This is a genomic window from Streptomyces albicerus (assembly GCF_008905045.1).
GTDB lineage: Bacteria > Actinomycetota > Actinomycetes > Streptomycetales > Streptomycetaceae > Streptomyces > Streptomyces albicerus.
The window spans coordinates 49331-75384 of the sequence record NZ_VWMY01000041.1; the positions used below are offsets into that span (position 1 = coordinate 49331).

Consider the following 26054-nt stretch of genomic DNA (forward strand, 5'->3'; position numbering starts at 1 on the left):
CGTCCGGCCCGCTCAGGCCGGTCCCGTCCGGCCGTCGAGGCCGATACCGCTTCGCACCACTTCGGCCTCAGGCCGATCCTGCCCCCTGCGGCGGGGCCGGGAACGGCAGGACGGCCACTGTTACGTTGTCGTGGCCCCCGCCGTCCAGGGCGTGGCCGACCAGGACCTGGGCGCTGTGCAGTGGCCGGTCCGCGGCGTCGGGGGGGATGACCTCGGCCATTTCCTCGGCCGCCTCCGCGTAGTTCCACAGCCCGTCGGTGCACACCACCACTACACCCGGGCGGTCCGGTTTGAAGGAAGCGGTGTGCGGCTCCAGTTCGTACGCGTCCGCTCCGAGCCAGCCCGTGATGGCGTGGGCGCGCTCGTCCGCGTACGCCTCCGCCTCGTTCATCAGGCCCGCGGCGACCATCTGGGCGGCCCAGGAGTCGTCCTCGGTGAGCCGGGCCGGGGGTGACGTCCGGTCCACGGGCACCCAGTAGGCGCGGCTGTCGCCGACCCAGCCGACGATCAGCAGGCTGGGGGTGACGATGGCGCCGACGAGGGTGCAGGCGGGCGCGTTCACATGCGGCTGGTGCTCGTGGGCCGGAGCGGTGCGGTCCGCAAGGGAGTTGACCGCCTCCGAGGCCGCGAGGATCGCCTCGTGCATGGCCTGCTGCGGGTGTGTGCCGCGCGGCAGGGCGCCCAGGAGGGACTCGTTGGCCGCGCGGGAGGCGGCGAGGGAGGCCTCGTCGGGGCGGGTCGCCGAGGACACGCCGTCGCAGACGATCGCGACGACGGCGGACGAGCCGTCGGGCAGCGCGGTCGAGGACACCGTGAACGCGTCCTCGTTGCGATGGTGGCGCAGACCCCGGTCGCTGACCGCGGCGACCGCGCTCAGCTCCTGCTCCATGTGGTCGCGCTCGCGCGGCTGCGCGTGCCCGCAGTTCTCGCAGTAGCCGTCCCGGTCGACCTGGCCCGCCCGGCAGGCCACGCAGACCTTCATGCCCCCGCCGGGCGTCGAGAAGCCGGCCGCGCGAGGATCGGCGGGCGCCGCCTCGGGTGGCAGCGGGGCGGCGAGCGGGTACTCGTCCGGTTCCGCGGACGGCGGCGCCGACGGCTGTGCGGGCCGGTCGAACCGTACGCCGGGGCGGTCGGAGCCGCCCGACTCCCGGCCGTCGATGTCCGCCGGCAGGACCACGGGCGCGGGCGTGTCCGAGCTGTCCGCCTCGGGGGCGACCGGCCAGTCCACGGACGCCACGGCCGAAGGGGGCCGCGGCGCCGTGCCGTTCATGGTGACCGCGGGGTTGTCGTCCGGTGGTGCGGGTACGGCCGACAGGTCGTACCCGCACGCACCGCAGTAACGGTCACCCGACTCCAGCGGCTCCTCGCAGCTGGGGCAGGCGGACAGTTGGGGCATCTGCGACATCAATTACACCCACGTCCGGGGGCGGTAGCGGTTGGCGCGCTCCACCAGATCGATCCTCTCCTCGCCACGCTGGGCGAGCCGGGCCAGTGTCCGGTACGAACGCTCCAGTCCGAAGCGCAGGCCCCGCTCGTCCAGGTCACTGCCGAGCAGTACGGTCCGCGCCCCGGTACTCGGCGGGGCGGAACCCTGGCTACCGGAGAGTACCCAGTCCAGAGCGCAGCCAAGGACCTCTGTGGACAACTGCTCGCGGCGCACCGCGTCCAGACCGTATCCGTCCAGCGCCTCGACCTGGGCCGCGGCCGAGGTCAGGTCGTCCAGGAACGGCGCGTCGGCCATTGCCTGGCCGGCAACTACCGGACCCGGCATTCCCTGGCCGTTCGCTCCCCGACCCGGCGTCGCCGGACCGGGCGGCGGCGGTGCGGCCTCGCTCAACCGCTGCCTCAGCCGCGCCCGTACGGCGGCGACCCGGGCCGCCGTGTAGTGGATCGAGGCTTCCGGCACCGACTCCAGCGTCCGTACGGAGCCCCGGCGGTCGCCCGCCGCGAGCTGGACGCGGGCCAGGCCGAACGCGGCGCTCACATAGCTCGGGTCGGTCGTCCACACCAGGCGGTAGTACTCGGCGGCGTTGTCCAGCTGCCCGAGGACCTCCGCGCACAGGCCGAGGGCCAGCTTGGGGGCGGGCTCGCCGGGGAACGCGTCGTAGATCGCGTCGAAGGACACCGCCGAGACCTCGAAGTCACCGGTCGCGAGCGCCGCCACGCCCCGGTACCAGACCACCCGCCAGTCGTCGGGGTGGTCCGCCTCCAGGGCCTCGAGGGTCCTGGTCGCGCTGTTCAGTTCGCCCATCTCCAGGCGCGCCCGCAGTTCGCGCAGCCGCAGCTCCAGGGAGCCGGTGGGCGCCGCGTGCAGCGCCGTGATCAGCTCGGCGGGCGCGGACGTCATGAGACCGGCCAGGAACCCGGCGTTCGGGTCGCCGGGGTCGACCCGGGGGACCGGCAGCGCGAGCGCGGCGGCCGCGGTGTTCAGCGGCCTGACGAGGGAGCCCGCAGCGGGTGCGGGGGCCGGCGGGAGGGCCGGCGCGCCGTTCGTCCCGGACGTCAGCTCGGGTGCGCCCTTCTTCCCCCGTACGGGAATGACCCGCATTCCCAGCCGCGACACATCGCCGTCCAGCTCGCCGAACAACTCCGTGTCGGTGACCTTCAGTTCGGGCCCGAACAGGGTGGACAGCGCGGGCCGCGCGCGCCCGGTCTGTACGGAGACGACCTCGCGCAGCACACCGGTGAGCTGCTCGGCCATCTCCTGCGCGGAGGCGAACCGGCGGGCCGGGTCGGGGTCGGTGGCCCGGACGAGGAGCCGGTAGAACGACTCGTACGTGCGGAAGACCTCGATGTTGTCGGGGTCCGGCAGGGAGTCCACGAACACGTTCGTGTAGCCCTGGAAGTCGAAGGTCAGGACGGCGAGGGTGCGGGCGACCGTGTAGAGGTCGGAGGCGACCGACGGGCCGAGCTCGGCGACCTCCGGCGCCTGGTAGCCGACGGTGCCGTAGATGGCCGACTCGTCGTCGTCCATCCTGCGCACCGCGCCCATGTCGATCAGCTTGAGCTGGTCCTCGGTCTGGATCGCGTTGTCGACCTTGAAGTCGCAGTACAGGAGGTTGCGGCTGTGCAGATGGCCGAGGGCTTCGAGCGCCTCGATGCCGTACGCGCACGCCTGCTCCACCGGCAGCGGATCGCGCTTGCCCGCCTGCGTCCGGCGGTCGTTGGCGATCTCCTTGAGGGACTTGCCGCCGACGTACTCCATGACGATGTAGCCGTCGAGGGAACCGGTGCGCTGGTCGAGATGCTCCACGAAGTTGTAGATCCGCACGATGTTCGCGTGCTCGATCTCGGCGAGGAAGCGGCGCTCGGAGATCGCGGCCGCCATCGCGTCCTGGTCGCCCGTGTCGAGGAGGCCCTTGAGGACCACCCAACGGTCGGACACCGCGCGGTCGACGGCGAGATAGACCCAGCCGAGCCCGCCGTGCGCGAGGCAGCCCACGACCTCGTACTGCCCGTGCACGATGTCGCCGGTCTGCAGCTTCGGCACGAACGAGTACGGGTGGCCGCACTTGGTGCAGAAGCCCTCCGTGCGCCCGGCCCTCTCACCGCGCGAACGCCCCACCGGGGCACCGCAGTCGGAGCGCGAGCAGAACCGCTTCCGCTCGGGGACCTCGGGATTCTCCTGGACCATCTCGCGCGGGTCGGGACGCGGCACGTCCGGGACCTGCACGAGGCCGACGCCGAGCCGGCCGCGGCCCGAGGACCCGGTGGTCTTGCCGGAGCTGCGCACCGACACCGAGCGGCCCGTCGTCCGGCCCGACAGCGAGCGCGAGAGGCGGCCCGACACGGAGCGCCGGGACTGGGCCGAGCGGGACGAGGAGCGAGAGGACGCGCGGGAGCTGGAGCGCGAGCTGCCGCTGCCGGAACTCCGCGAACTGCTCTTGCCGCCCCCGGTGATCCCGGTCGGCGCGGACCCCACCATGCCGCTCGACGAGACGACCGGCGCCAGACCGCAGGTGTCGCAGTACAGCTCGCCGCCGCCCACGTCCTCGTACGACCCCGAGCAACCGGGCCGCTGGCACTGTTTCTGCTCACTCACGCTGCATCCCCCTTGTCGCTCACGCTCCGGGCCCCCTCCGGTCCTGCGGTCCGCCGTGACCGGGGACCCTGGGCACCAGCAGTTCGGCGGCCGCGTGCTGGTAGCGCAGCACCGCCTGTTCCGCCACGCGCAGGTCGCAGGGCGCGCTCCACAGCATGCGGCGCGCCGCGTCGTACCGCTCCACGAGCAGCGGGTCCTCGGCGAGGCCGTGCCGGGCGACCTTCGCCTTGTACGCGTCGAGGCGGCCGCGCAACTCGGCGCGGACCGCCAGCGGCGCGGTGACCGCGCTCAACGACTCGCGGGCGCGCAGCAGTTCGTACTCGGCCTTCTCCTCCAGCGACTCGAGGAGCGGCGAGAGACGGTGCCACTGCGCGTGCCTGCGGTACTCGGCGGCCGTCGCCAGCTGCTCCTGCAGCTGCGTCGGCGGGCCGCTCACCGCGGGCACCTCGGACGCGGCGATCTTCGCCAGCACCTCGCCACGCGCGGACCGGGCCTCCGCCAGCGTGCGGTCCGCGCGGGACAGCACGTCCCGCAGCTTCACCAGGCGCGCCTCCGCGTCCTGCCGCACGGTGAGCACGGCGTCGATCTCGCGGCGCACCTCCTCCAGCGCGCGTGCCTCCCGGTCGTAGCGCGTGGTGTCGGGGCGGCCGCCGCCCGGCGCCGAACTCCCGTGCGCGGGAAGCCAGAAGGCCAGCGGGTCCGACACCACCTGCTCGCGCAGCGAGGTCAGCGTGCGCGTGATCCGCTCCAGGTCGTCACCCGACGGGTGCTCACCGGGCCGTACGCCCACGGAGTGCGCGAGCTGGCGGGTGCGCTGCAACTCCGCGGCCAGTAAATCGATCCGGGCGGGCAGCGCCGACCAGACCGCGTCGGCCGCGACGACCATGTCGAGCGACTGCGCGTACAACTCGTTCATACGGTCCACGAGTTCGGCGAGGGTGAAGCGCTCGCTGAGCTTGCCCGTGCCCGCCATCGTGGGGGCGGCAGCCGTGGCGGACGCGCTGCCGGCCACCGTGACGCTCTCGCCGCGCAGCAGCTCCGTCAGCTCCGCGAGGTCGTCGCGGTTGGACCAGCGTCTGCGCGAGCGGATCTCCCGCGCGGAACGCAGAGCGTCGGCGTACGCGTCGAAGTACGCCCACAGCAAGGAGATCGACGCCTCGGCGGCCTGCCAGCGCTCCTTGGTCGTGCCCGTGAGCTCGGCGCCTTCGAGGAGTCTGCGGCCCGCGTGGTCCTGCAGGGCGAGGAGCGAGGTCTCGATGGCCTCGTGCTCCGCGCCGAGCCGCGCCAGCGCACGGTCCACCTCGTCCCGGTCCATTACCGGCCCGGAGGGTCCCGCGGCGCCCATCGATCACCCCTCGCTTCGTCCGTGTTGCTCGGTTGCTCGGTTTCCTGCTTCGTCTCTATGAACTATGCGTCCTTCTGAACCTCTGACACATCTCGGCTACCGGTACTGGACCGGGGGCGGCCCGGTCGTCTCGCCGAGGCTCGCGGCGAGCCACTTGTCGTACGACTGCTGCCAGCCGTTCTTTCGGTAGTCCACCAGGACCTGGTTGACCCGGCGTACCAGATCGGCTGCGTCCTTCTTCATCGCCACGCCGTAGTACTCCTCGGTGAACGGCTCGCCCTTGAGCTCGACCGTCGGGTCCTGCGCGGCCTGGCTCGCGGCGAGCGCGCCGTCGGTGACCACCGCGTCGACCTCACCGAGCTGCAGCCTTACCAGGCAGTCGAGTTGGTTCGGCACGGTGGCGGTGATGTCGGCGGACGCGACGAGGTCGCCGTCCTTCTGGTCCGCCTCCAGTGTGTCGTACGCGGTGGAGCCCGTGGCCGAGCAGATCCGCTTGTCCGCCAGCGAGTCGTCGTACCCGGTGATGTCCGACTTCTTCGGGGCGAGCACCTGCTGGCCGGTCTCGAAGTAGGGCGAGGAGAAGGAGACGTCCTCCAGCCGGGCGCAGTTGATCGTCATGGTGCGTACCACCATGTCGACCTTGTCGTTCTGGATCGCCGGGATGCGTTCGATCGTCGGGATGGCCTGGAAGCGGACGTTGTTCGCCTTCTTGCCGACGATCTGGTCCGCGATCGCGTGCACGAGGTCGATGTCGAAGCCCTCCAACTGGGCGGTCTTCGACGTGCTGTTCGGGTCGCGGTAGCCCCAGCGGAAGCTGTTCTGGTCGACGCCGACGGTCAGATAGCCGCGCTCCTTGATGGCCTGGACCGTCGCGCCGTTCTGGTCGCCGGAGGCCGGCGACAGGCTCTGGTCCTGGGGGTCGGTGCACTCCTCGGCCTTGGCCTGGTCGCCCTGGGTCACGCCCTTGCCGTCGACGCCCGTGCTGCCGTCCTCGCGTGACTGGGCCACCGGCAGCAGCAGCGCGAAGACCGCCGCGAGGGCGCAGACGACCGCCATCGCACCTACTCCGCCCCAGCCCCTCAGGCCGGCCCGCAAACGTCGTGCGTTCATTGTCGTGCCCCCTCTCACCGGTACTCCGACAGCCTGCGCCCGATGCCGAGCACCGCGCCGGCCGCGGCCAGTACGGCGAGCACCGCGGCGCCCACCGAGAGGCCGTTCATCGCGCCCCGGCCGTCGCCGGCCGCCAGCTCGAACTCGGTCCGCTCGTGCTTGAGCGCCGTCTCCAGGGCCGCGTCCACATTGTCGAAGCACTCGCCCGTCGGCTTGTCCTCCTCGGAGCCGATGACCTTGTCGAGCGCGCCCTGGTAGTCGCCCGAGGTGTCCTCCGCGCGGGCTTCCTTGTGGCGTTCCTTCCAGACCTTCATGTTGGCCGCGGCCGCCTCGACCGGCTTCACACCCGCGCTGTCGTCGGCGAGGTCCTCGGCGGCGGCCAGCTTCGTGGTGAGGGCCTCCATCTGCAGCTCGTAGTCCGTGTCGTACACGTCCACGGTCTTCTTGTTCGCGCCCGTGCCCACCTCTTTGGTCTCCGCGCCGCGGGCGACCAGCGTGAGGTTCTCGTTGCCCCGGGCCTTGAGCGAGGCGATCCGGGCGTCGTTCAGCGTGTTCAGGGAGCGGACGCCGTGGTCGTACGACTCGTTCAGACCGGCGCGGGCCACGCTGTGGCCGACGACCAGCCAGAGCAGCACGACCGTGGAGGCGGCCGTCGCGGCGACCAGGCCGTGGTTCAGCACCCGGTTCGTGCGCTGGTAGTTGCGGCGCTGGGCCCAGACGAGGCCGCCGATGGCGAGGACACCGACGCCGATCGCGATCCACGGGTAGGGCGTCGCGTCGTCGTAGTCCGAGCGCAGCCGTTCGTTCTCCACCTTGTAGAGATGCTCGGCGTCCTCGAGCATCACCTGCATCTTCGCGTTGGCGTACCGCAGGTAGGCGCCGCCGAGGGGGAAGCCCTGCCGGTTGTTGGCGCGGGCGCGCTCGATCAGGCCCTTGTACTCGGGCAGCAGCTTGTTCAGCTTGGTGATGGTCTTCTCGGAGGTCGAGCCGGGCTCGGAGTTGGCCGCGGCGGTGACCATCTTGTCCGCGGCCGTCCTGATGTCCCGCTCGTAGCGTGTGCGGGAGGCCTCTGTCTCCTGGCCGCCCGCGAGGAAGCCGCTGGACGCCGCCGTGTTGGCGTCGGCCAGGGAGCGGTAGATGTCCGCCGCGTCGGCGCTCAGCGGCTGGCTGCTGTGCAGCACGTCGTCCGCGGCGGCCGAACGCTCCGTCATCTCCCAGGCGGTGACCGCCCCGAACGCGACGACGAGGAGGGCCAGGACGGCGCCGATGATGCGCAGCCGCCCGGGCTCCGTGGTCGCCGCGGCGCGCAGCTGGTCGACGCCCTCAGCCCACGCCGTACGGCGCGCAGGCTCGGCCTCGGGCGTGCTCGGCCGGCCCTGCGGCCCCGGCGGCGGAGCCTGCGGCGGTACCGCGGGCATGGTGGGCGTCGGCGTCCCCGGTGGCGCCGAACTGCCCTTCTGCTGGTATGTCACTTGACCTCCCCCATGGTCATCGGCCGGTCACCTCCGCCCGGCGCCAGGAAGCACGGGAAGAGGTGCACGGCCGCAAGTATCGCCGCCGGGACTGACATCCGCACAGGCCTTGACTCGATCTTGTTCGGATTGCAGCACAGCGAAGATCCCGCACCACCCCTGCCCATGAATACGCCAAGCCGAACTGTTCGGTTCCCGGCGTGCTCAGACCCCCTCGTAAAACTCCCGCACGCGGGCGTGCGCCCAGGCCGGGGCGCCCTCGTGGTCGAGTCCGAGGAGCGCGGATCCGAGGACCGGCCGGGCGGTGACGACGCGGGGTACGGCCTTGGGGGCGCGCTCGGCCAGCAGTTCCCGTATACGGTCGTCGAGTTGGGGATGGCGGGCGGCCAGGACACCGCCGCCGAGCAGGACCGGGGCCTCCTCGTCGAGCAGGTCGAGGCGGGTCAGGGCGACGACCGCCATGACCACGACCTCGTCCGCGAGCCGGTCGACGAGCGCGCGGGCCACCGGGTCGCCGTCCGCCGCCGTGGCGAACAGGACCGGTGTCAGTTCGTGGCGCCGGGCGTCCTCGATGTGCTGCAGGTGCAGGGCCTCGATCAGCGCGTACATGGAGCCGAGGCCGAAGTGCGCGGGCAGGGTGCGGGCCAGCGCGGTCGGACCGCCGCGGCCGTCCTCGGCGCGCGCCGCGTGCCAGACGGCTTCCTCGGCGAGGCCCCAGCCGCCGCCCCAGTCGCCGGAGAGACGGCCGATGGCGGGGAAGCGGGCGATGCGTCCGTCGGGCCGCATGCCCACGCAGTTGATGCCCGCGCCGCACACCACGGCCACCCCGCGCGGCTCTTCCACGCCGGCACGCAGGATCGCGAAGGTGTCGTTGCGGACCACCACGGTCGCCCCCCACGCGCGCGCGTGCAGCGCGGCGGCCAACTGCTCCTCCTCCACCGGCAGATCGGCGTTGGCGAGACACGCGGAGACATGGTCCACGGAGTCGACCCCGGCCGCGGCGAAGGCCCGGCCGACGGTCTCCGCGAGCGTGTCCACCGCCTGCCGGACCCCGACGGCAGGAGGCCGGAACCCGCCGCCGCGCGCCGTGGCGAGCACGTTCCCGTCGCCTGCCACGACCGCGACGTCGGTCTTGCTGTTCCCCGCGTCGACGGCGAGGACCCGTGCGGTCACGCCCACGCGAGGTGCTCCCGGTTGTGCGCGATCAGCCGGTCGGTGAGGCCGTCGGCGTACGCGTACTGGCCGACCAGCGGATGCGCGAGCAGCGCCCGGAACACCCGCTCGCGCCCCCCGCGCAACGCGGCCTCCAGCGCCAGGTCCTCGTACGCGGTGACGTTCGCCATCAGCCCCGCGTAGAGCGGATCCACCGGAGCCACGGGCAGCGGAGTGGCCCCTCTGTGCCCGACCGCCGCCTGCACCTCGATCACGGCGTCGTCGGGCAGGAACGGAAGCGTCCCGCGGTTGTACGTGTTCACCACCTGGTACGGACTCCCCCCGCCGCCCAGCAGGGACGCGGCGAGGTCCACGGCCGCCTCCGAGTAGTACGCCCCGCCCCGCTTGGCGAGCAGCGCGGGCTTCTCGTCGAGCTCCGGATCGCCGTACATCTTCAGCAACTCCCGCTCCATCTCCGCCACTTCGGCGGCCCGCGACGGCTTCGTACGCAGCTCGCGTACGACCTCGTCGTGGGCGTAGTAGTAGCGCAGGTAGTAGGAGGGGACGACGCCCAGGCGGTCGAGGACGCCGCGCGGCAGGTGCAGGTCGTCGGCGATCGTGTCGCCGTGCTCGGCGAGCAGCTTCGGCAGGACGTCCTCGCCCTCGGGGCCGCCGAGTCGCACATGGGTTTCCCAGGTGAGGTGGTTGAGGCCCACATGGTCCAGGTGCACATCGGCGGGCGTGACCCCCAGCATTCCGGCGAACTTCCGCTGGAATCCGATCGCCACGTTGCACAGTCCGACCGCCTTGTGACCGGCCTGGAGCAGGGCGCGGGTGACGATGCCGACTGGGTTGGTGAAGTCGATGATCCAGGCGTCCGGGTTGGCACGCCGTACGCGCTCGGCGATGTCGAGCACCACCGGGACCGTACGCAGCGCCTTCGCGAGGCCGCCCGCGCCGGTCGTCTCCTGGCCGACGCAGCCGCACTCCAGCGGCCAGGTCTCGTCCTCATTGCGAGCGGCCTGTCCGCCGACACGGAGCTGGAGCAGCACGGCGTCGGCGCCGTCGACACCCGCGTCGAGGTCGTCGGTCGTGGTGATGCGCCCGGGGTGCCCCTGCTTGGCGAAGATGCGCCGGGCCAGACCGCCGACGAGTTCGAGCCGGTCGAGGGCCGGGTCGACGAGGACCAGTTCCTCTATGGGCAGGGTGTCCCTCAACCTCGCGAATCCGTCGATGAGTTCAGGGGTGTAGGTGGAGCCCCCGCCCACTACTGCGAGTTTCATCGGGTTGCCTCCGTGGATACTCCGGCTTTTACGCCGGAGAGGAATCGGACTTCTGCGGAGCAGGGCAAGGAGCTGTGATTCGCCGTCAGGGCGCATCGCGGTGCTCTGACCCGCAGTATTTGATCTTCACATGTGGGCACGTTAGTTTGTGACGCGTGGCGACTTTCCACGTGAAGCGGGCATTCAAGTACCGCTTCTACCCGACCGATGCGCAGGCGGCAGAGCTGTCGCGCACGTTCGGATGCGTGCGCAAGGTCTACAACCTGGCGCTGGAAGCCCGTACGCGGGCCTGGCAGCAGGGCGAGCGGATCAACTACAACGCCACCTCCGCGATGCTGACGGCGTGGAAGAAGACCGAGGAGATGGCCTACCTGGCCGACGTCTCCTCGGTGCCGCTCCAGCAGTGCCTTCGGCATCTGCAGGGCGCGTTCGTCAACTTCTGGGAGAAGCGGGGCAAGTACCCGCGCTTCAAGTCCCTGAAGAAGTCGCGCCGGTCGGCGGAGTACACCAGCTCGGCGTTCCGGTACCGCGACGGGCAGCTGATGCTCGCCAAGATGAAGGACCCACTGGACATGGTGTGGTCCCGTCCCCTGCCCGAGGGGGCGACCCCTTCGGCGGTGACTGTTTCCCAGGACGGCGCGGGGCGCTGGTTCGTCTCCCTGCTGTGCGAGGACCCGAGCGTGAAGCCGCTGGCCGCCACGGATACGGCGGTCGGCATTGACGCGGGCCTGGACCATCTGCTGACCCTCTCGACCGGTGAGAAGATCGCCAATCCGAGGCACGAACGCAAGGACCGTACCCGGCTGGCGAAGGCGCAGCGGAAGCTGGCGGCCAAGGCGGAGGGCTCGGCGAACCGGGCCAAGGCCCGGCGCAAGGTCGCCAAGATCCACGCCCGGATAGCCGACCGGCGCCGCGACCACCTCCACAAGATCACCACTCGTCTCGTGCGTGAGAACCAAACGCTCGTGATCGAGGACCTGACCGTGCGCCACATGGTCACAAACCGGAAACTCGCCCGCGCCATCTCGGATGCGGCGTGGTCGCAGTTCCGGAGCATGCTGGAGTACAAAGCCCAGTGGTACGGGCGCAACGTCGTGGTCGTGGACCGGTGGTTCCCCTCGTCCAAGCTGTGCTCCACCTGCGGCACCCTGCAAGACAAGATGCCGCTGAACATCCGCACCTGGACGTGCGACTGCGGAACGGTCCATGACCGGGACGTGAACGCAGCGAAGAACCTGCTGGCGGCCGGACGGGCCGTGACAGTCTGCGGAGCTGGTGTAAGACCTCAACGGAGTTCTCCGGGCGGGCAGTCGGCGATGAAACAGAAAGCTCAACGGCGCGAGCCGTGAGAATCCCCTCCTTCAGGAGGGGGAGCGTCAAGTCAGCCCTTCACTCCGGTGAGCGTGACGCCTTCGACGAACGCCTTCTGCGCGAAGAAGAACACGAGGATCACGGGGGCCATGACCAGGACGGTCGCGGCCATCGTCAGATTCCAGTCGGTGTGGTGCGCGCCCTTGAAGGACTCCAGGCCGTAGCTCAGGGTCCAGGCGCCGGGGTTCTCGGACGCGTAGATCTGCGGTCCGAAGTAGTCGTTCCAGGCGTAGAAGAACTGGAAGAGCGCGACGGCGGCTATGCCGGGCCGGGCCATGGGCAGCACGACTTTCAGCAGCGTCTTGAAGTCCCCGCAGCCGTCCACCTTCGCCGCGTCGATGTACTCGTTCGGGATCGTCATCAGGAACTGCCGCAGCAGGAAGATGGAGAACGCGTCGCCGAACGCCATCGGGATGATCAGCGGCCACAGTGTGCCCGACAGATCCAGCTGCTTCGCCCAGAACAGGTACATCGGAATGATGATGACCTGCGGCGGCAGCATCATCATCGAGATGACCAGCATCAGCGACAGATTCCGGCCACGGAAGCGGAACTTGGCGAGCGCGTACGCCACCGGGATGGAGGACAGGACCGTCAGGACGGTGCCGGCGCCCGCGTACAGGAGGGTGTTCTTCCACCAGGTCAGGAAGCCGGGTGTGTCGAAGACCTTCGCGTAGTTGCCCCACTCCCAGGTGTCCGGGACCAGATCCCGGCTGAGCGCCTGGCTGTCGCTCATCAGCGAGGTCAGGAAGACGAACACGAAGGGGAGCACGAAGAACAGCGCGGCCGCGACACCGAGCGCGTGCACGGCGATCCACTCCAGGAGCGCCCTGCGGCGGGCCGTCCGTTCGGCGGGCGAGACCGGTGCCCCCAGCTCCACGGGCTTGTCGAGCGCGTGGGGTACCCGGGTCGTTTGAGGTGCTTGGGTCATGGCGTCAGTCACCTGCCTGGATGAGACCGCCCCGGCGCCGCATCAGGAACGCGGTGAACGCCATGGACAGGGCGAACAGCACCAGCGCGACCACGCACGCCGAGCCGTAGTCGAACCGCTGAAAACCGAGGTTGTAGACGAGCTGCGGCAGGGTGAGCGTGGACTTGTCGGGGTAGCCGGGTTCGAACTGCTGGCCCGAGCCGCCGATGATCCCGGAGGCGACCTTCCCCGCGACCAGCGGCTGTGTGTAGTACTGCATCGTCTGGATCACGCCGGTCACCACCGCGAACATCACGATCGGCGAGATGTTCGGCAGGGTGACGAACCGGAACCGCTGCCACGCGGACGCGCCATCCAGCTCCGCGGCCTCGTACTGCTCCTTCGGTACGTCGAGCAGGGCGGCCATGAAGATGACCATGAGGTCGCCGACGCCCCACAGAGCGAGCATCGTGAGGGCGGGCTTGGACCAGGTGGCGTCCGTGAACCAGCCGGGGGTCGGCAGGCCCAGGTCGCCCAGGACCGAGTTGACCGGCCCGGTACCGGGGTTGAGCAGGAAGACGAAAGCCAGCGTGGCGGCAACGGGCGGCGCGAGATAGGGCAGGTAGAAGAGTGTGCGGAACACACCCGTCCCCGTCCTGATCTTCGTGATCAGCAGCCCGATGCCCAGGCCGAAGACGACCCGGCAGGTGACCATGACGACGACCAGCCACAGGGTGTTGCGCAGCGCGGGCCAGAACATGGGGTAGTCGTTGAAGACATAACTCCAGTTCCCCAGCCCCCTGAAGACGGGGACGCCGAAGCCGTCGTACTTCATGAACGAGAAGTACAGGGTCGAGACCAGCGGATACGCGAAGAAGACGCTGAAGCCGACCAGCCACGGTGACATGAAGGCGGCCGTGGGGGGCGCCGCCCGGCGGCGCTTCGCACGCAGAGTGTGCGTGGACATCGGCGGGCTACTTCGCCTGCTCGATGTCGCGGTCGATCTGCTCGGCGGTCTTCTTCAGACCGGCCTTGAGATCCTTCGCCTTGCCGGACTCGTACTGGTAGCCGAAGTCCTGCAGCGTCGTCTGGTACGTCGAGCCGTTGACGGAGGCCGGCGGGGTGTTGGACTCCGGATGCTGCGCGATGTCCAGGAAGGTCTTGAAGCCGGGGTCGACCTTCAGGTCGGGCGACTTCAGCGCGGCGAGTGTGGAAGGCACATTGTGGATGGCATTGGCGAAGGCGACGACGGCCTCGGTGTCGGTCGTCATGTACTTCACCAGCTCCCAGGCCGCGTTCTGCTTCTTGCTCTGCGGAGCGATCCCCATGATCGTGCCGGAGAGGAAGCCCTTGCCGTACTCGGCGACCTCGTCGTCGGCGACAGGCATCGGGGCCGTGCCGATCTCGAACTTCACGCCGGCGTCCTTCGCCATGCCGAGCCGCCACTCGCCATCGAGCTGCATCGCCAGCTGGCCGGTGTGGAAGGGGTGCTTGGCACCCCACTCGTCACCGAACGTGTTGCGGTACTTCTCCAGCTTCTGGAAACCGCCGAGCTCATCGACGAGCTTCTTCTGGTACGTGAACATCTCGGCGAAGGCCGGGTCCTCGGCGATGCCGGACTTGCCGTCCTTGTCGAAGTAGGCGTGGTCCCACTGCGACATGTAGTGGTCCACCACGGTCTCGTAGCCGTGGTAGTTCGGCATGAAGCCGAGCTGCTCGTACGAGTCCCCCTTGGTCTTCGTCAGCTTCTTCGCGACCCCGGCGAACTCGGACCACGTCTTCGGAGGCTCCTTGATGCCGGCCTTCTCGAAGGCGTCCTTGTTGTAGTAGAGGCCGTACGCGTCGCCGAGCAGCGGCATCGCGCAGCGCGTGCCCTCGAACTGGGTGTACTCCAGCATCGGCTTCGGGATGATCTTGTCGAGGTCGAGCTTCGACTTCTCGATGAACGGCTCGAGGTCGGCGAAGGCGCCGGACGAACAGAACTTCCCGACGTTGGACGTGGTGAACGACGACACCACGTCGGGCCCGTTGGAACCACCCGCGCGCAACGCCTGGTTGAGCTTGTCATCGTTGATGTTGCCGACGACCTTCACCTTGATGTTGGGGTGCTCCTTCTCGAAGCGGTCGATGTTCTCCTGGACCGCCTTCACCTCGGCGGGCGCGCTCCAGCCGTGCCAGAACGTGATCGTGGTCTTGGCGTTCGGGTCGTCCGTGGCGCGGGAGTCCGACTGGCCGGTGCAAGCGGTGGCGAACAAGACGATGGAGGTGGACGCAGCGAGCGCGACGGCCGCTTTCCTGGATATTCCGGGCATGGCGAAGTCTCCCTAGGACGGGACGGGGTTGGACGGGGGGTGGGAGTTCGAGCGTCTCGGGGCGCGGGCGCCGAGCTCTTGGGACCTATGGCCTCATGAAGCTCATGAAGTCATGAAGCTCATGGGCTACGGGCTTCAGTGGGCGGAGGTGTCGAAGACCTCGTCACGGGTGGCCGCGAGCGCGCTCTCCAACGCGCCGCGCAGCACGGGGTGTTCAGGTACGTCGCCGATGACGAGGCGCGGACGGGGCGCGGCCAGCTCCTCCAGCTCGGCCTGCACCAGCGCGCGCAGCAGTTCGCCGCCCTTGCTGAGCGAGGCGCCGCTGAGGACGACGAGTTCGGGGTCGAGTACGGAGACGAGCGACGCGAGACCGGTGGCGAGGCCGGTCGCGTACGTCTGCAGGAGCTGCCGGTGGGGCCCCGCGTTGACGTCCGCGGCCTGCTCGACGAGCGTGGCGGCGACTTCGGCGTACGGCCCGGTGGGTATGGGCTGGATGCCGAGTTCGCGGGCGAGCTTGGGGATGGCCTGGGAGCCGGCCAGTTCCTGGTAGCCACCGCTGTTGGCCTTGGTGACGTGCCGTACGAGCGGCGCGCCGGGCACGGGCAGGAACCCGACCTCGCCGGCGCCGCCGGTCCAGCCGCGGTGCAGGCGTCCGCCGATCACGAGGGCGGCGCCGAGACCGCCCTCGTTCCACAGCAGTACGAAGTCCTCGTGCCCCCGGGCCGCACCGAGCCGCTGCTCGGCGATGGCGACGAGGTTGACGTCGTTCTCGTACTCGACGGGCATCGGCAGCGCTGCCGCGAGTTCGTCGAGCAGGGTGGGGGAGTGCCACCCCGGCAGATGGGAGGCATAGCGCAGCCGCCCGGTGTTGGGGTCGAACGCGCCGGGCGTGCCGATGACGAGCCGCTGGATGTCGGCCCGTACCAGCCCCGCCGCCTTCACGGCGCCGTCGAGGGCGTCGGTGATCTGCCGCACGACGGTCTGCGCGGGACGCCGGCCTGGGGTGAGCAGTTCGTACTCTCCCACCGTCCGGCCCGTCACATCGGCGACGGCGGCGAGGATCCGCTCGGGCGTCACGTCCAGGCCGGCGGCGTACGCGGCGGCAGGATTCACCGCGTACAACTGCGCGTTGGGCCCCGGCCGCCCCTCACTGGTACCGGTGACGAGGACGAGCCCCGCCGCCTCCAGCCGGGCCAGCAACTGCGAGGCGGTCGGCTTCGACAGACCGGTCAGCTTGCCGATCCGCGTCCGCGACAGCGGGCCGTGCTCCAGGAGCAGGTCAAGAGCGGCCCGATCGTTCATGGCGCGCAGGACGCGCGGGGTGCCCGGCGTACCGGCGGATCCTGCCATCAGTCACGACACCTGCCCTTCAGCGGCCAAGTTTCTCAGTGGCCTCCTCGGGAAGTCCACCCGGAGAAGCACTGTTAGTAAACTTTCCTATCGGTGGGAGGAAGGTAGGCCGCACCTCGCGGCAGCGTCAATACCGGCCACTGGCGGAAACCAACTCGTTACGTGCGGGGTGGTGGTGCGGGTGCTGCGCCCCACCGGAGTCCTGTGGGGTGCTCAGCCCTACGGACTCCCGACAGCCGCTGTTGCCGGCGTCGTCAGCCGGACACCAACCGCAGGACCGCGGCCCCGTCGGAGTTCCAGCCGGCCAACTGCATCAGGAGCGCTCCCGGCTCCGGGGCGGGCGGAGTCGCGGCGGAGGTGTCGGTGCCGCAGGACGAGGCGCCGGCACCGCCGCCCCGATAGAACGTGAAGACGGCACCGCACGTGCCCTTCAGGGTGCCGGAGCCCCCGCCACCACTCGCGAACGTCAGCTCGAAGCCCATGCTGTCCTCGGGCTTCACCTTGGTCACGGAGAGAGTGCCGCCCTCCACGGCGATACGGACCGGCCGGGACACGGCCACCTCGCAGGTGCCGTCCGCACAGGCCGAGTAACGCCGGCCGTCCGAGGCGGTCACCGGGGTCGGGGACGGGGACGGCGGCGGAGTCGACGTGGCCGGCGGGTCGACGGGCTTGCTCGTGCTTGCGGGCGCGGTGACCTTGCTCGTGGGTTTGCCCGACGGTTTCCCTTTGCCGGACGCGCTGTTGCCGGAAGCGCCGTTGTCGGACGACGAGCCGCAGCCGGCCACGAGAAGCGCCACAAGAAGGGCGCCTCCAGCCGGCCGGAGGGATCGTCGGGACACAGGGGAGCCGGCAAGGACGCTCACGGGGACTCCTGGGCGTTGGGCGTTGGCGATCGGGTGCGGCCTGTTGTCTAGCACCGGACCCTGGGGACCCCTCCCGAAGGCTGGATCCCCACGCGTCGCCCCACGGAGCCCCACGCGTCCGCCCCAGCGTTCCCCCGCCCCCGCGCACGGATGCGCGTATGAGACGCGCACGAGACGCGTATGAGAAAGCTCTCGCCCCTACTTCGTCACATTCGTCGGTGCCGCCGCCGGCGCTAGGGGGGAAGCCGTCTGCGACTGGGGGGACGCCGTGTTGGCGTACGCGGACGGGGCAGCCATGCCCGCCGTCGGGTCGGACGCCGGTTCGTCGTCCGACTGGATGGGGAGGCCGCCGACGATGCGGATGCCGGCCGCGTCGAACGCGCGCTTGATGCGCCAGCGCAGTTCGCGTTCCACGGAGAGCGCCTTGCCGGGCATCGTCTTGGCGGAGACGCGGACCACCATCGAGTCCAACAGCACGCTGTCGAGGCCGAGGACCTCGATAGGACCCCAGAGGCGCTCGTTCCAGGGCTCGTCCTTGCTCATGTCCTCGCCCACCTGGTTGAGCAGGGCCTTCACACGGTCCAGGTCTTCCGAGGGACGGACCGTGACGTCGACACCGGCCGTGGCCCAGCCCTGGGAGAGGTTGCCGATGCGCTTCACCTCGCCGTTGCGTACGTACCAGATCTCGCCGTTGTCGCCGCGGAGCTTGGTGACCCGGAGGCCGACCTCGATGACCTCGCCGGACGCGACGCCCGCGTCGACCGTGTCACCGACGCCGTACTGGTCCTCCAGGATCATGAAGACGCCGGAGAGGAAGTCCGTCACGAGGTTGCGGGCGCCGAAACCGATCGCCACGCCCGCCACACCGGCCGAGGCCAGCAGCGGGGCGAGGTTGATCTCGAACGTGCCGAGGATCATCAGCGCGGCCGTGCCCATGATCAGGAAGGACGCGACCGAGCGGAGTACCGAACCGATGGCCTGGGAGCGCTGACGGCGGCGCTCGACGTTGACCAGGAGGCCGCCGAGGGCCGTGCCGTCGACCGCCTGCGCCGTGCGGTTCATGCGGTCTATCAGCTTGGTGATGGACCGCCGGATGACGAATCTCAGCACTCCCGCGATCACCACGATCAGCAGCACCCGCAGGCCGATGCTGAGCCATGTGGACCAGTTCTGCTCGACCCAGCTCGCGGCGTTGTTCGCGCTCTCCTGGGCGTCCTGGAGCGTTGGCGCCGTCGGATCCTCGGTGGGATCGGCGGCCGACAGGACGGACAAGAACACGGCAGGTACCTCCAGGCGTAGCGGTCCGCCCGCGGCAGGACATCGGAAGGGTTACCGAACGGGCAGAACCACCACACTAACGGGGCACCATGTGTGGATCGCTGCAATGTTCGAGGGAGAGACTGTGCTCACCTGGGGATGAATAAGGTGTGGTCGAAAACACTCCCAGCCCGTTACCGGGACATGGTGGCGCTTCCACCAGGCCTGAGGGGAGACTGACTACAGATCGTCCCGGCGCGAGCCACGCGCCGCCGGCGTACAAGGAGGCCATCCGTGCCGCATGTCCTGGTCCTCAACGCGTCGTACGAGCCGCTCGGCGTCGTACCGCTCCGCCGCGCGCTCGTCCTCGTCCTCGAGAACAAGGCTGTCTGCCTCGAGGAATCCGGCGCCTTTATGCATAGTGCGACCGTTACTGTTCCCGCTCCCAGCGTGGTCCGGCTGAAAAGGTTCGTACGGGTCCCTTATCGGGGGCCCGTTCCGCTGACCCGTCGGGCACTGTTCGCCCGCGACGGCGGCCGGTGCATGTATTGCGGTGGCGTCGCAACCAGCGTCGACCACGTCATCCCGCGCAGCCGCGGGGGTCAGCACGCCTGGGACAACGTGGTGGCGTCCTGCCGCCGCTGCAATCACGTCAAGGCCGACCGTCACCTGGTCGAGATCGGCTGGCGCCTGCGCCATAAACCGGCCCCGCCATCGGGGCTCGCTTGGCGCATCATCGGAACCGGGCATAGGGACCCGCGCTGGCTGCCCTACCTGCAGCCGTACGGCGCGGAGGACGCGATGGCCCGGATCGACGGCATCTCCGCCTGACGATCCGGGCCTTCGTCTTGCCTTCCGCCCTTGTCCGGCTCTCCGGGAGGTCCCCTCGCGCCTCCCGGAGAGCCGAGTCTTTATGCGGAGCCACATGGGGCTACGTGTAGCGCAGCTCGCTCGGCCGGACCGCGCGCCGCAGCAGCGGCAGCGATGTGGCCGCCGCGAGCAGGCAGGACACGTAGACCGCCGCCGGGAACAGCAGCGGCAGCAGCAGCGGGAGGGAGACCTCCACCACCAGCCCGTACGCGACATACACCGCGGTGCCGCCGATGCCCGCGAGCAGCATCGCCGGGGCCAGCGGCAGCGCGGTCTCGAGCAGCAGCGCCCGGCCGAGCACCGCCCGCGGTACGCCGGCGGCGGCCTGCGCGGCGAGGCCCCGGCGCCGGGTGGCCAGCGACTCGGCGGCACCGACGGCGAGACCGCTCAGGGTGATGGCCAGCGCGACCAGGACGGCGGCGCCCGCGAGGTTGATGCCGGTGGTGTAGAAGGCCATGTCCTCGGGGGAGCGGCTGTATCCCGGGCCGTTCAAATCGTCGAGCAGCATCTGCCGTACGCCCAGGAAGCTCACGCCCACGATGGCCACCAGGAGTACGGCGGCGTGGGTGCGCGCGGCTGCCCAGGGGTCGGTGCGGAGGCGTTCGGCCGCGATCAGCACCGCCGGGTTCTCGGTCCGGGCGGCGAGCCGTCGGCCGGTGATCCGGGCCGTGGCCCCGGCGACCGCGACCGAGCCGGCCGCGGTCAGCACCACCGCGCCGAGCACAGCCAGCGGGAACGCGCCGGCGCTCGCCTGGACGCCCCACACGAGGACCAGTACGACCGCCAGGCCCACCAGCAGCGCGGGCACTCCCAGCGTGAGAACCGCGCTCCCGCCACGCTCCGGCCGCACCCGGCGCACCCATCCCAGCGGCGAGGCCACGACCCGGCGCAGCGCGATCACACTCACCAGCGCGGCCAGGACCGGCACGGCCGACGTCACCAGGGCGAAGCCGCCCCAGAGCAGGAGCGGGGGCCGCTCCCACAGGGGTAGCAGGAGGAGTACGGAGAACACCGCGGCGACCGCCGACCCCACCAGGCAGGCCAGGCCCGCCTCCAGAGCCGCGATGCGCCGCACCTGCTTCGCCGTCGCCCCGACGAGGCGCAGCGAGGCCAGCCGCCGGTCACGGTGCACGGCGCCGATGCGCGCGCACTGCCCGAGGAACCCGAGCACCGGCACCAGCAGGAGCAGCAGCGCGACGACCACCCCGGAACGTACCCCCGGCTCGTCCAGCAGGCCGTTGAGATAAGGGAAGTCCACGTTCCCGCGCACCGAGGCGATCGCGACCGCCGCGAGCCCGAACCCGGTGGCCAGCGCGGCCCCCACCGCCGTCAGCGTCACCCGCCACCATTCCCGCCGGTCGGAACCCTGCGTCAGTAGCCAGGCGAGCCGGAGATCCCCCATCACTGAGCCACCTCCAGGTCCGCCGCGTCCTGGGAGACGACACCGTCCCGCAGCCACACCTCACGGTCCGCGTACGCCGCGACCTGGGCGTCGTGCGTGATGAGCAGCACCGCCGTGCCGGCCTCCCGGGCCGTGTGCACCAGTGCGGTCATCACCTGCTCACTCGCGAGGGAGTCGAGCGCGCCGGTGGGTTCGTCGGCGAAGACGACCTTGGGGCCGGTCACCAACGCCCGTGCCAGCGACACCCGTTGGGATTGACCGCCGCTCATCTCCCCGGGCCGCAGCGTCTCCTGGCCGCGTACGCCGAACCGCTCCAGCCACTCGCCCGCCCGCTCATGGGCGTCCTTGCGGGCGGTCCCGGCGAGCAGCATCGGCAGCGCCACGTTGTCGAGCGCGGTCAACTCCGGGATCAGCTGCCCGAACTGGAACACCACCCCGAACTCCGTACGCCGCAGCTCGCTCAGCCGCTCTTCCGGCAGCTGGTCGAGGCGCTGCTCGGCGTAGACGACCGAGCCCTCGTCGGGGCGGACGATCCCGGCCAGACAGTGCAGCAGCGTGGACTTGCCGCTGCCGCTCGCGCCGGTGACGGCGAGGATCTCGCCCGCCCGCAACTCCACCGACGCGTCGCGCAGCGCCCGCGTCCTGCCGTGCGTCTTGGCGAGGCCCCGGGCCGCCAGGATCGGCACGGTCTGCTGTGTACTGCCCATGGGCGGACTGCTCATGCTGCGTCGACCTCCGCGGTCAGAGTGGTGAGCCGGGCCGCGGTGGTCGTCATCCAGCGCAGGTCGGCGTCGAGGTGGTTGAGGGCGTAGTCGGCCGAGAGGACCGTCGCGAGGTCGGCGTCAGGCGCGGTCTTGAGCGCCGTGAGCTCCCGCATGCGCGCCATGTGCGCGGCGCGCTGGGCGCTCAGATAGCCGGCCGCGTCGGTCGAGGCGAGGATCGCGCACACGACCTTCGCGAAGATCTCGTTCGTCACGAAGGGCGCGGGCGCGGTGATCTCGCCCGTCCACGCGGCGAGTTCCTTCGCCCCCTTGTCGGTGGACCGGTATCGCGTCCGCTCCGGACCGCCGTCCGAGTCGGTCCCGTCGACCTCGGCGAGACCGTCGCGGACCAGGCGCTGCAAGGTCGTATAGACCTGGCCGTAGGCCAGCGGGCGGGCCTGCGGAAAGCGTTCGTCATGGCGTCGCTTGAGGTCGTAGCCATGGCTCGGACCTCCGGCGAGCAGTCCCAGCAGGATGTGGCGGGTGCTCATGGCACTCAGTATGTACTCAATATATGTAGCGAGTGAATAGTGATCTCGAAAAACCTGACCCCACTGACGAGTCGGGTACGTGTGATCACGGACGGCGGTCGCCCGGGCGCTCTTGGTCACATGGCCCATCGGGGACAGAATGTGAGCAGGGGCACGTTGTACCGGCCGTCACGTCTGCGGGCCCGCCCGCTGGGTAGGGCTGCCCTGACCCGCCCGTACGACTTCGGAACAAGGAGGCCTCCGTGGCCGCATCAGCACAGCTCCTGCTCTCGGCCCTCTCCAAACGCCCGGCGGACGTGGCCGCCGACCCCGACCCGCACCTCTGTGTCTTCAGCGCCGAAGGGGCCTGCTCCGAGGCGCCGCTCACCAGTGAGCCGCCGCTGCCCGACGCCGCCCCCCTCACCAGCGAACCTCCCCTCGCCGACGCCGCGCCCCTGACGAGCGAGCCCACCTCCACGGGCGCCGCCGCGGGCCTGGATCCATCGGGGGTCTGATGGCGCTCTCCCGGCTCGCCGCGCTGCACGGCGTCGCCACGTCCTACAGCCCGTCCCCGGGCCGCACGGTCGCGGCCTCGGACACGGCGGTCGTCGCCGCGCTCGCCGCGCTGGGAGTCAGCGCGAGGACACCGGACGCCGTCCGCGCGGCCCTCGCCGCGCGCGAGGCCGAGCTGCGGGACCGGCTGCTGCCGCCGACGGTGGTGTGCTGGAGCGGGGCCGCGTCCGCGGGAGGTCACTCCGACTCCCCGGCGGCCGGGTCCGCGCCCGCCACGCCCACCGCGAGCGACGCGGGCGACGCCGGGCGCCGGCCGGGCGGACCGGTCGGGGACCCCACGTCTGTGGCCGGCAGCCCCGCGCCCGCGGTCGGCGGCCACCCCTCCGCCGCCCCGCCCGGCTTCCCGGGCGACTCCTCGCTCGCCTCCGCTCTCGCCGCGCTGCCAGCCGGGACGCGGCTCCGTATCCGTACCGAGCAGGGTGAGACCCGGGCGTCCGCCGAGCAACTGCCGCTCGGGGTTCATGAGTTGGAGGCGACCGCGCCCGACGGGCGTACGGCCCGGGCCCATCTCGTCGTCGCGCCGGCGCGGTTGCCCGCGCCGCCGGGGCGTACGTACGGGCTGCTCGTGCAGGTCTACTCGCTCCTGTCGCGGCGGTCGTGGGGCATGGGGGATCTCGGGGACCTCGCCGAGCTGACGGCGTGGGCGGGGCGGGCGCTCGGGGCCGGGTTCGTACAGGTCAACCCGATGCACGCGGCCGTGCCCGGCGCGCCCACCGACCCCTCCCCGTACCGGCCCTCCTCGCGCCGCTACCCCGACCCCGTGTACCTGCGCGTCGAGGACATCCCCGAGTTCGCGTACGCCGACGAGCGGGAGCGGAACCGCGTCCGAACGCTCCTGGAGCGGGCCGACCGGCTGCGCGAATCCGTGCTGCACAAAGGCGCGTTGATCGACCGCGACGCCGTGTGGGAGCTGAAGCGCGAGGCCCTGGAGCTGGTACGGGACGTGCCGCTCGGGCCCGGACGGCGCGCCGCCTACTGCGACTTCCTCGCCGAGGAGGGCGAGGCGCTGGAGGACCACGCCACCTGGTGCGCGCTCGCGGAGGTGTACGGCTCCGACTGGCAGAAGTGGCCCGCCCGCCTGCGCGACCCCCGCTCGGCCGAAACCGCCCGCGCCCGGGGCGAGTTGATGGACCGCGTCGACTTCCACAGCCGCCTCGCCTGGCTGACGGACGCCCAGCTCGCCACCGCCCAGCGCAGCGCGCGCGACGCGGGGATGGCGGTCGGGCTCGTGCACGACCTCGCGGTGGGCGTCCACCCGGGCGGCGCCGACGCCTGGGCGCAACAGGAGTACTTCGCGGCGGGCATGTCGGTCGGCGCGCCCCCGGACGCGTTCAGCGTGCAGGGCCAGGACTGGGGCCTGCCGCCCTGGCGCCCGGACCGCCTCGCCGAGTCCGGCTACGCCCCGTACCGCCGCCTCCTGCGCGCCCTCTTCCGCTACGCCGGCGCCCTCCGTATCGACCACGTCATGGGCCTCTTCCGCCTGTGGTGGATCCCGCAGGGCCGCCCGGCCACCGAGGGCACCTACGTCCGCTACGACGCCGAGGCCATGCTCGCCATCCTCGCTCTGGAGGCCCACCGCGCCGGAGCACTGGTGATCGGCGAGGACCTCGGCACCGTCGAGCCCGGCGTACGGGAGACCCTGCACGAACGCGGCGTACTCGGCACCTCCGTGCTGTGGTTCGAACGCGACTGGGACGGTACGGGGCTGCCGCTGCCCCCCGAACGCTGGCGCGCCGACTGTCTCGCCACCGCCACCACTCACGACCTGCCGCCCACCGCGTCCCGGCTCACCGGCGACCACATCGAACTCCGCGACCGGCTGGGCCTGTTGACCCGGCCCGTGGAGGAGGAACAGGCCGAGGCGGCCGCCGAGGCGGGGGAGTGGCTGGCGCTGCTCGCCCGGCTCGGACTGCTCCAGGGGGCGGCCGGCGGGTTGTACGAGCAGTCGGAGGAGGCGGAGATCCAGGCCCTGCACCGCTTCCTGCTGCGCACCCCCGCCCGCATGATCGGCGTCTGGCTCCCGGACACCGTCGGCGACCGCCGCCCGCAGAACCTGCCCGGCACCTGGGACCAGTACCCGAACTGGCGCCTGCCCATCGCCGACGCCGAGGGCCGCCCCGTCACCCTGGAGGAACTCGCCGCCTCACCTCGGCTGCACGCCCTCATCGACGTGGTGCGCGGGGGGCGGGCCGCCGGAGGCTGCGGGCCGGACGCCGGAGGCCCCGGGGCCCGTACGGCACCCCCGGGCGCGCGGCCGGATTAGGTGTTCGCTACGTTTGCACCGTGGACAAGAAGAACGCCCTGCGCGCCGGCGCCCTGGCTGCCGGTACGACGCTGATGATGCTGCTCATGTCGTCCCCCGCGCTCGCGCTGACGCCCGACGACGGCGACGACCCCGGTCAGGGCCTGAGTGTCATCGAGACGCTGGGGCTCTATGTCGTGGCGCCGATCGGCCTGTTCGTGGTCATCGCCGGTCTGGTCTGGGTCCTCGACGGGTCGACGGACCGCCGGCCGAAGGCGAAGACCCAGGCGAAGGGCAAGGTCGAGGCGAAGGCTTCCGCGAAGGCCTCCTGACCGGGTCCGCTCCGAGTCACTTCTTCGAGGGCACGGTCCTCACCCACCTGCGCAGTTGCGTACGTGGGTGAGGACCGTGCCCTCGGCGTGTTCTCCGCGCTTTCGCGGGCGCGGCCTCAGCGACTACGCCGCTGGCAGCACGGTGATGAACCTGCGGGTCGGTGGGGGCTGGTCGCGCAGTTCCCCGCGCCCCTTACGGGGCGAGGTATCGCACCGGACTTCATCGAGGCCGCTCAGCCGGGGTGCGGGGCGGTCAGATAGCGCTGGACGGTCGGCGCCAGCCAGGCCACGATCTCCTCGCGGTGCAGGTCCACGGCGGGCGGGAACCGCAGGACGTAACGGGTCAGCGCCATCCCCAGCATCTGTGACGCCACGAGCGCGGCACGGGCGCGGGACTGCTCGGGGTCGGGGCAGACACGCAGGGCGACCGGCAGCAACTGCTCCTTGAAGATGCCCTGCATACGCTCGGCCCCGGCGGCGTTGGTGACCCCGACCCGGAGCAACGCCGTCAGCACCTCGTTCTTCTCCCACAGATCCACGAAGTGCTCGACGAAGATCCGGCCGACGTCCTCCTTCGGCACCTTCTCCGGCACCGGCAGCCGCAGATCGATGTCGATGGCCGCGGCGAACAGGCCCTCCTTGTTGCCGTAGTAGCGCATCACCATCGAGGGGTCGATCTTCGCGTCGCGGGCGATGGCGCGGATGGTCGCGCGCTCGTATCCGTCGGCGGCGAACCGTTCGCGCGCGGCGGTCAGGATGGTGGCGCGGGTGGCGTCGGAGCGGCGGTGCGAAGGGGCGGGGGAGTCGCTGTCGGTCTCGGTGCCTGTCATGCCAACAAGCGTAGGCCAACAAGTGTTGACGGTCCAGCGGTGTCGCTCTATGGTGGCAAACAGGCGTTGGCCTACAAGTGTTGGCCAACGAATGTTGGCAACCTGGA

Annotated in this window: 22 protein-coding genes; 5 read left to right on the top strand and 17 right to left on the bottom strand. The window is 70.9% G+C overall.

Annotated elements, in window-relative coordinates:
- Positions 1 to 67: 67 nt before the first annotated feature.
- The 7 genes from GAS53_RS33310 to GAS53_RS33340 form a co-directional block, all read right to left on the bottom strand.
- Complete coding sequence (locus tag GAS53_RS33310) at positions 68 to 1408, bottom strand: protein phosphatase 2C domain-containing protein (protein WP_192583390.1); 1341 nt, start codon at positions 1406 to 1408, stop codon at positions 68 to 70.
- The gene (locus GAS53_RS33315) at positions 1409 to 4042 is read right to left on the bottom strand and encodes a serine/threonine-protein kinase (protein WP_151481475.1); all 2634 of its coding nucleotides are present in this window, start codon (positions 4040 to 4042) and stop codon (positions 1409 to 1411) included.
- Between the two features lie 19 nt (positions 4043 to 4061).
- On the bottom strand, positions 4062 to 5387 hold the full coding sequence (locus tag GAS53_RS33320; RefSeq protein WP_151481476.1) for a coiled-coil domain-containing protein: 1326 nt from the start codon (positions 5385 to 5387) through the stop codon (positions 4062 to 4064).
- A 96-nt stretch (positions 5388 to 5483) separates the two neighbouring features.
- Positions 5484 to 6497 (bottom strand): glutamate ABC transporter substrate-binding protein, encoded by a 1014-nt coding sequence (locus GAS53_RS33325; protein WP_151481477.1) that lies wholly within the window; start codon positions 6495 to 6497, stop codon positions 5484 to 5486.
- A gap of 14 nt (positions 6498 to 6511) precedes the next feature.
- Positions 6512 to 7969: a hypothetical protein gene (locus GAS53_RS33330; RefSeq protein ID WP_151481478.1), complete on the bottom strand. Its 1458-nt coding sequence runs from the start codon at positions 7967 to 7969 to the stop codon at positions 6512 to 6514.
- 204 nt (positions 7970 to 8173) lie between these two features.
- Positions 8174 to 9148 (bottom strand): N-acetylglucosamine kinase, encoded by a 975-nt coding sequence (locus tag GAS53_RS33335; protein ID WP_151481479.1) that lies wholly within the window; start codon positions 9146 to 9148, stop codon positions 8174 to 8176.
- The gene (locus GAS53_RS33340; RefSeq protein WP_151481480.1) at positions 9139 to 10404 is read right to left on the bottom strand and encodes a 6-phospho-beta-glucosidase; all 1266 of its coding nucleotides are present in this window, start codon (positions 10402 to 10404) and stop codon (positions 9139 to 9141) included. The genes GAS53_RS33335 and GAS53_RS33340 overlap by 10 nt, the downstream gene beginning before the upstream one ends.
- A gap of 155 nt (positions 10405 to 10559) precedes the next feature.
- On the opposite strand from GAS53_RS33340, the gene GAS53_RS33345 reads away from it, so the two are divergent.
- Positions 10560 to 11753, top strand: a complete 1194-nt coding sequence (locus tag GAS53_RS33345; protein ID WP_151481481.1) for an RNA-guided endonuclease InsQ/TnpB family protein — start codon at positions 10560 to 10562, stop codon at positions 11751 to 11753.
- Positions 11754 to 11785: 32 nt separating this feature from the next.
- Here the strand turns inward: GAS53_RS33345 and GAS53_RS33350 are convergent, their stop codons facing one another.
- From GAS53_RS33350 to GAS53_RS33375, 6 genes are all read right to left on the bottom strand, one after another.
- Complete coding sequence (locus GAS53_RS33350; protein WP_151481482.1) at positions 11786 to 12706, bottom strand: carbohydrate ABC transporter permease; 921 nt, start codon at positions 12704 to 12706, stop codon at positions 11786 to 11788.
- Between the two features lie 4 nt (positions 12707 to 12710).
- A complete protein-coding gene (locus tag GAS53_RS33355) occupies positions 12711 to 13652 on the bottom strand; it encodes a carbohydrate ABC transporter permease (protein ID WP_151481483.1) in 942 nt (313 codons plus the stop codon).
- Positions 13653 to 13659: 7 nt separating this feature from the next.
- On the bottom strand, positions 13660 to 14997 hold the full coding sequence (locus GAS53_RS33360) for an ABC transporter substrate-binding protein (RefSeq protein WP_151481484.1): 1338 nt from the start codon (positions 14995 to 14997) through the stop codon (positions 13660 to 13662).
- A gap of 135 nt (positions 14998 to 15132) precedes the next feature.
- Complete coding sequence (locus tag GAS53_RS33365) at positions 15133 to 16347, bottom strand: ROK family transcriptional regulator (RefSeq protein ID WP_151481485.1); 1215 nt, start codon at positions 16345 to 16347, stop codon at positions 15133 to 15135.
- A 254-nt stretch (positions 16348 to 16601) separates the two neighbouring features.
- On the bottom strand, positions 16602 to 17144 hold the full coding sequence (locus GAS53_RS33370; RefSeq protein WP_151481486.1) for a hypothetical protein: 543 nt from the start codon (positions 17142 to 17144) through the stop codon (positions 16602 to 16604).
- A 264-nt stretch (positions 17145 to 17408) separates the two neighbouring features.
- Positions 17409 to 18488 (bottom strand): mechanosensitive ion channel family protein, encoded by a 1080-nt coding sequence (locus tag GAS53_RS33375; RefSeq protein WP_151481487.1) that lies wholly within the window; start codon positions 18486 to 18488, stop codon positions 17409 to 17411.
- Between the two features lie 273 nt (positions 18489 to 18761).
- Between GAS53_RS33375 and GAS53_RS33380 the strand changes: the two genes are divergently transcribed.
- Positions 18762 to 19298, top strand: coding sequence for an HNH endonuclease (locus GAS53_RS33380; protein ID WP_151481488.1), 537 nt, complete (start codon positions 18762 to 18764; stop codon positions 19296 to 19298).
- Positions 19299 to 19398: 100 nt separating this feature from the next.
- On the opposite strand, the gene GAS53_RS33385 is transcribed toward GAS53_RS33380, so the two are convergent.
- Genes GAS53_RS33385 through GAS53_RS33395 form a run of 3 tightly spaced genes read right to left on the bottom strand, consistent with a single transcriptional unit; the run spans position 19399 to position 21991 of the window.
- Complete coding sequence (locus GAS53_RS33385) at positions 19399 to 20739, bottom strand: FtsX-like permease family protein (protein ID WP_151481489.1); 1341 nt, start codon at positions 20737 to 20739, stop codon at positions 19399 to 19401.
- On the bottom strand, positions 20739 to 21461 hold the full coding sequence (locus GAS53_RS33390; RefSeq protein WP_225859243.1) for an ABC transporter ATP-binding protein: 723 nt from the start codon (positions 21459 to 21461) through the stop codon (positions 20739 to 20741). The genes GAS53_RS33385 and GAS53_RS33390 overlap by 1 nt, the downstream gene beginning before the upstream one ends.
- Positions 21458 to 21991 carry a PadR family transcriptional regulator gene (locus tag GAS53_RS33395; protein WP_151481490.1) on the bottom strand — a complete coding sequence of 178 codons (534 nt, stop codon included), beginning with the start codon at positions 21989 to 21991 and terminating at the stop codon, positions 21458 to 21460. The genes GAS53_RS33390 and GAS53_RS33395 overlap by 4 nt, the downstream gene beginning before the upstream one ends.
- A 242-nt stretch (positions 21992 to 22233) precedes the next feature.
- On the opposite strand from GAS53_RS33395, the gene GAS53_RS33400 reads away from it, so the two are divergent.
- Genes GAS53_RS33400 through GAS53_RS33410 form a run of 3 tightly spaced genes read left to right on the top strand, consistent with a single transcriptional unit; the run spans position 22234 to position 25117 of the window.
- On the top strand, positions 22234 to 22485 hold the full coding sequence (locus GAS53_RS33400) for a hypothetical protein (RefSeq protein ID WP_151481491.1): 252 nt from the start codon (positions 22234 to 22236) through the stop codon (positions 22483 to 22485).
- Entirely contained in the window at positions 22485 to 24806 is a 2322-nt protein-coding gene (malQ, locus tag GAS53_RS33405; RefSeq protein ID WP_151481492.1) for a 4-alpha-glucanotransferase, read from the top strand. The genes GAS53_RS33400 and malQ overlap by 1 nt, the downstream gene beginning before the upstream one ends.
- A 20-nt stretch (positions 24807 to 24826) precedes the next feature.
- A complete protein-coding gene (locus tag GAS53_RS33410) occupies positions 24827 to 25117 on the top strand; it encodes a hypothetical protein (RefSeq protein ID WP_151481493.1) in 291 nt (96 codons plus the stop codon).
- A 233-nt stretch (positions 25118 to 25350) separates the two neighbouring features.
- Here the strand turns inward: GAS53_RS33410 and GAS53_RS33415 are convergent, their stop codons facing one another.
- Positions 25351 to 25947: a TetR/AcrR family transcriptional regulator gene (locus GAS53_RS33415; RefSeq protein ID WP_151481494.1), complete on the bottom strand. Its 597-nt coding sequence runs from the start codon at positions 25945 to 25947 to the stop codon at positions 25351 to 25353.
- Between the last annotated feature and the right edge of the window lie 107 nt (positions 25948 to 26054).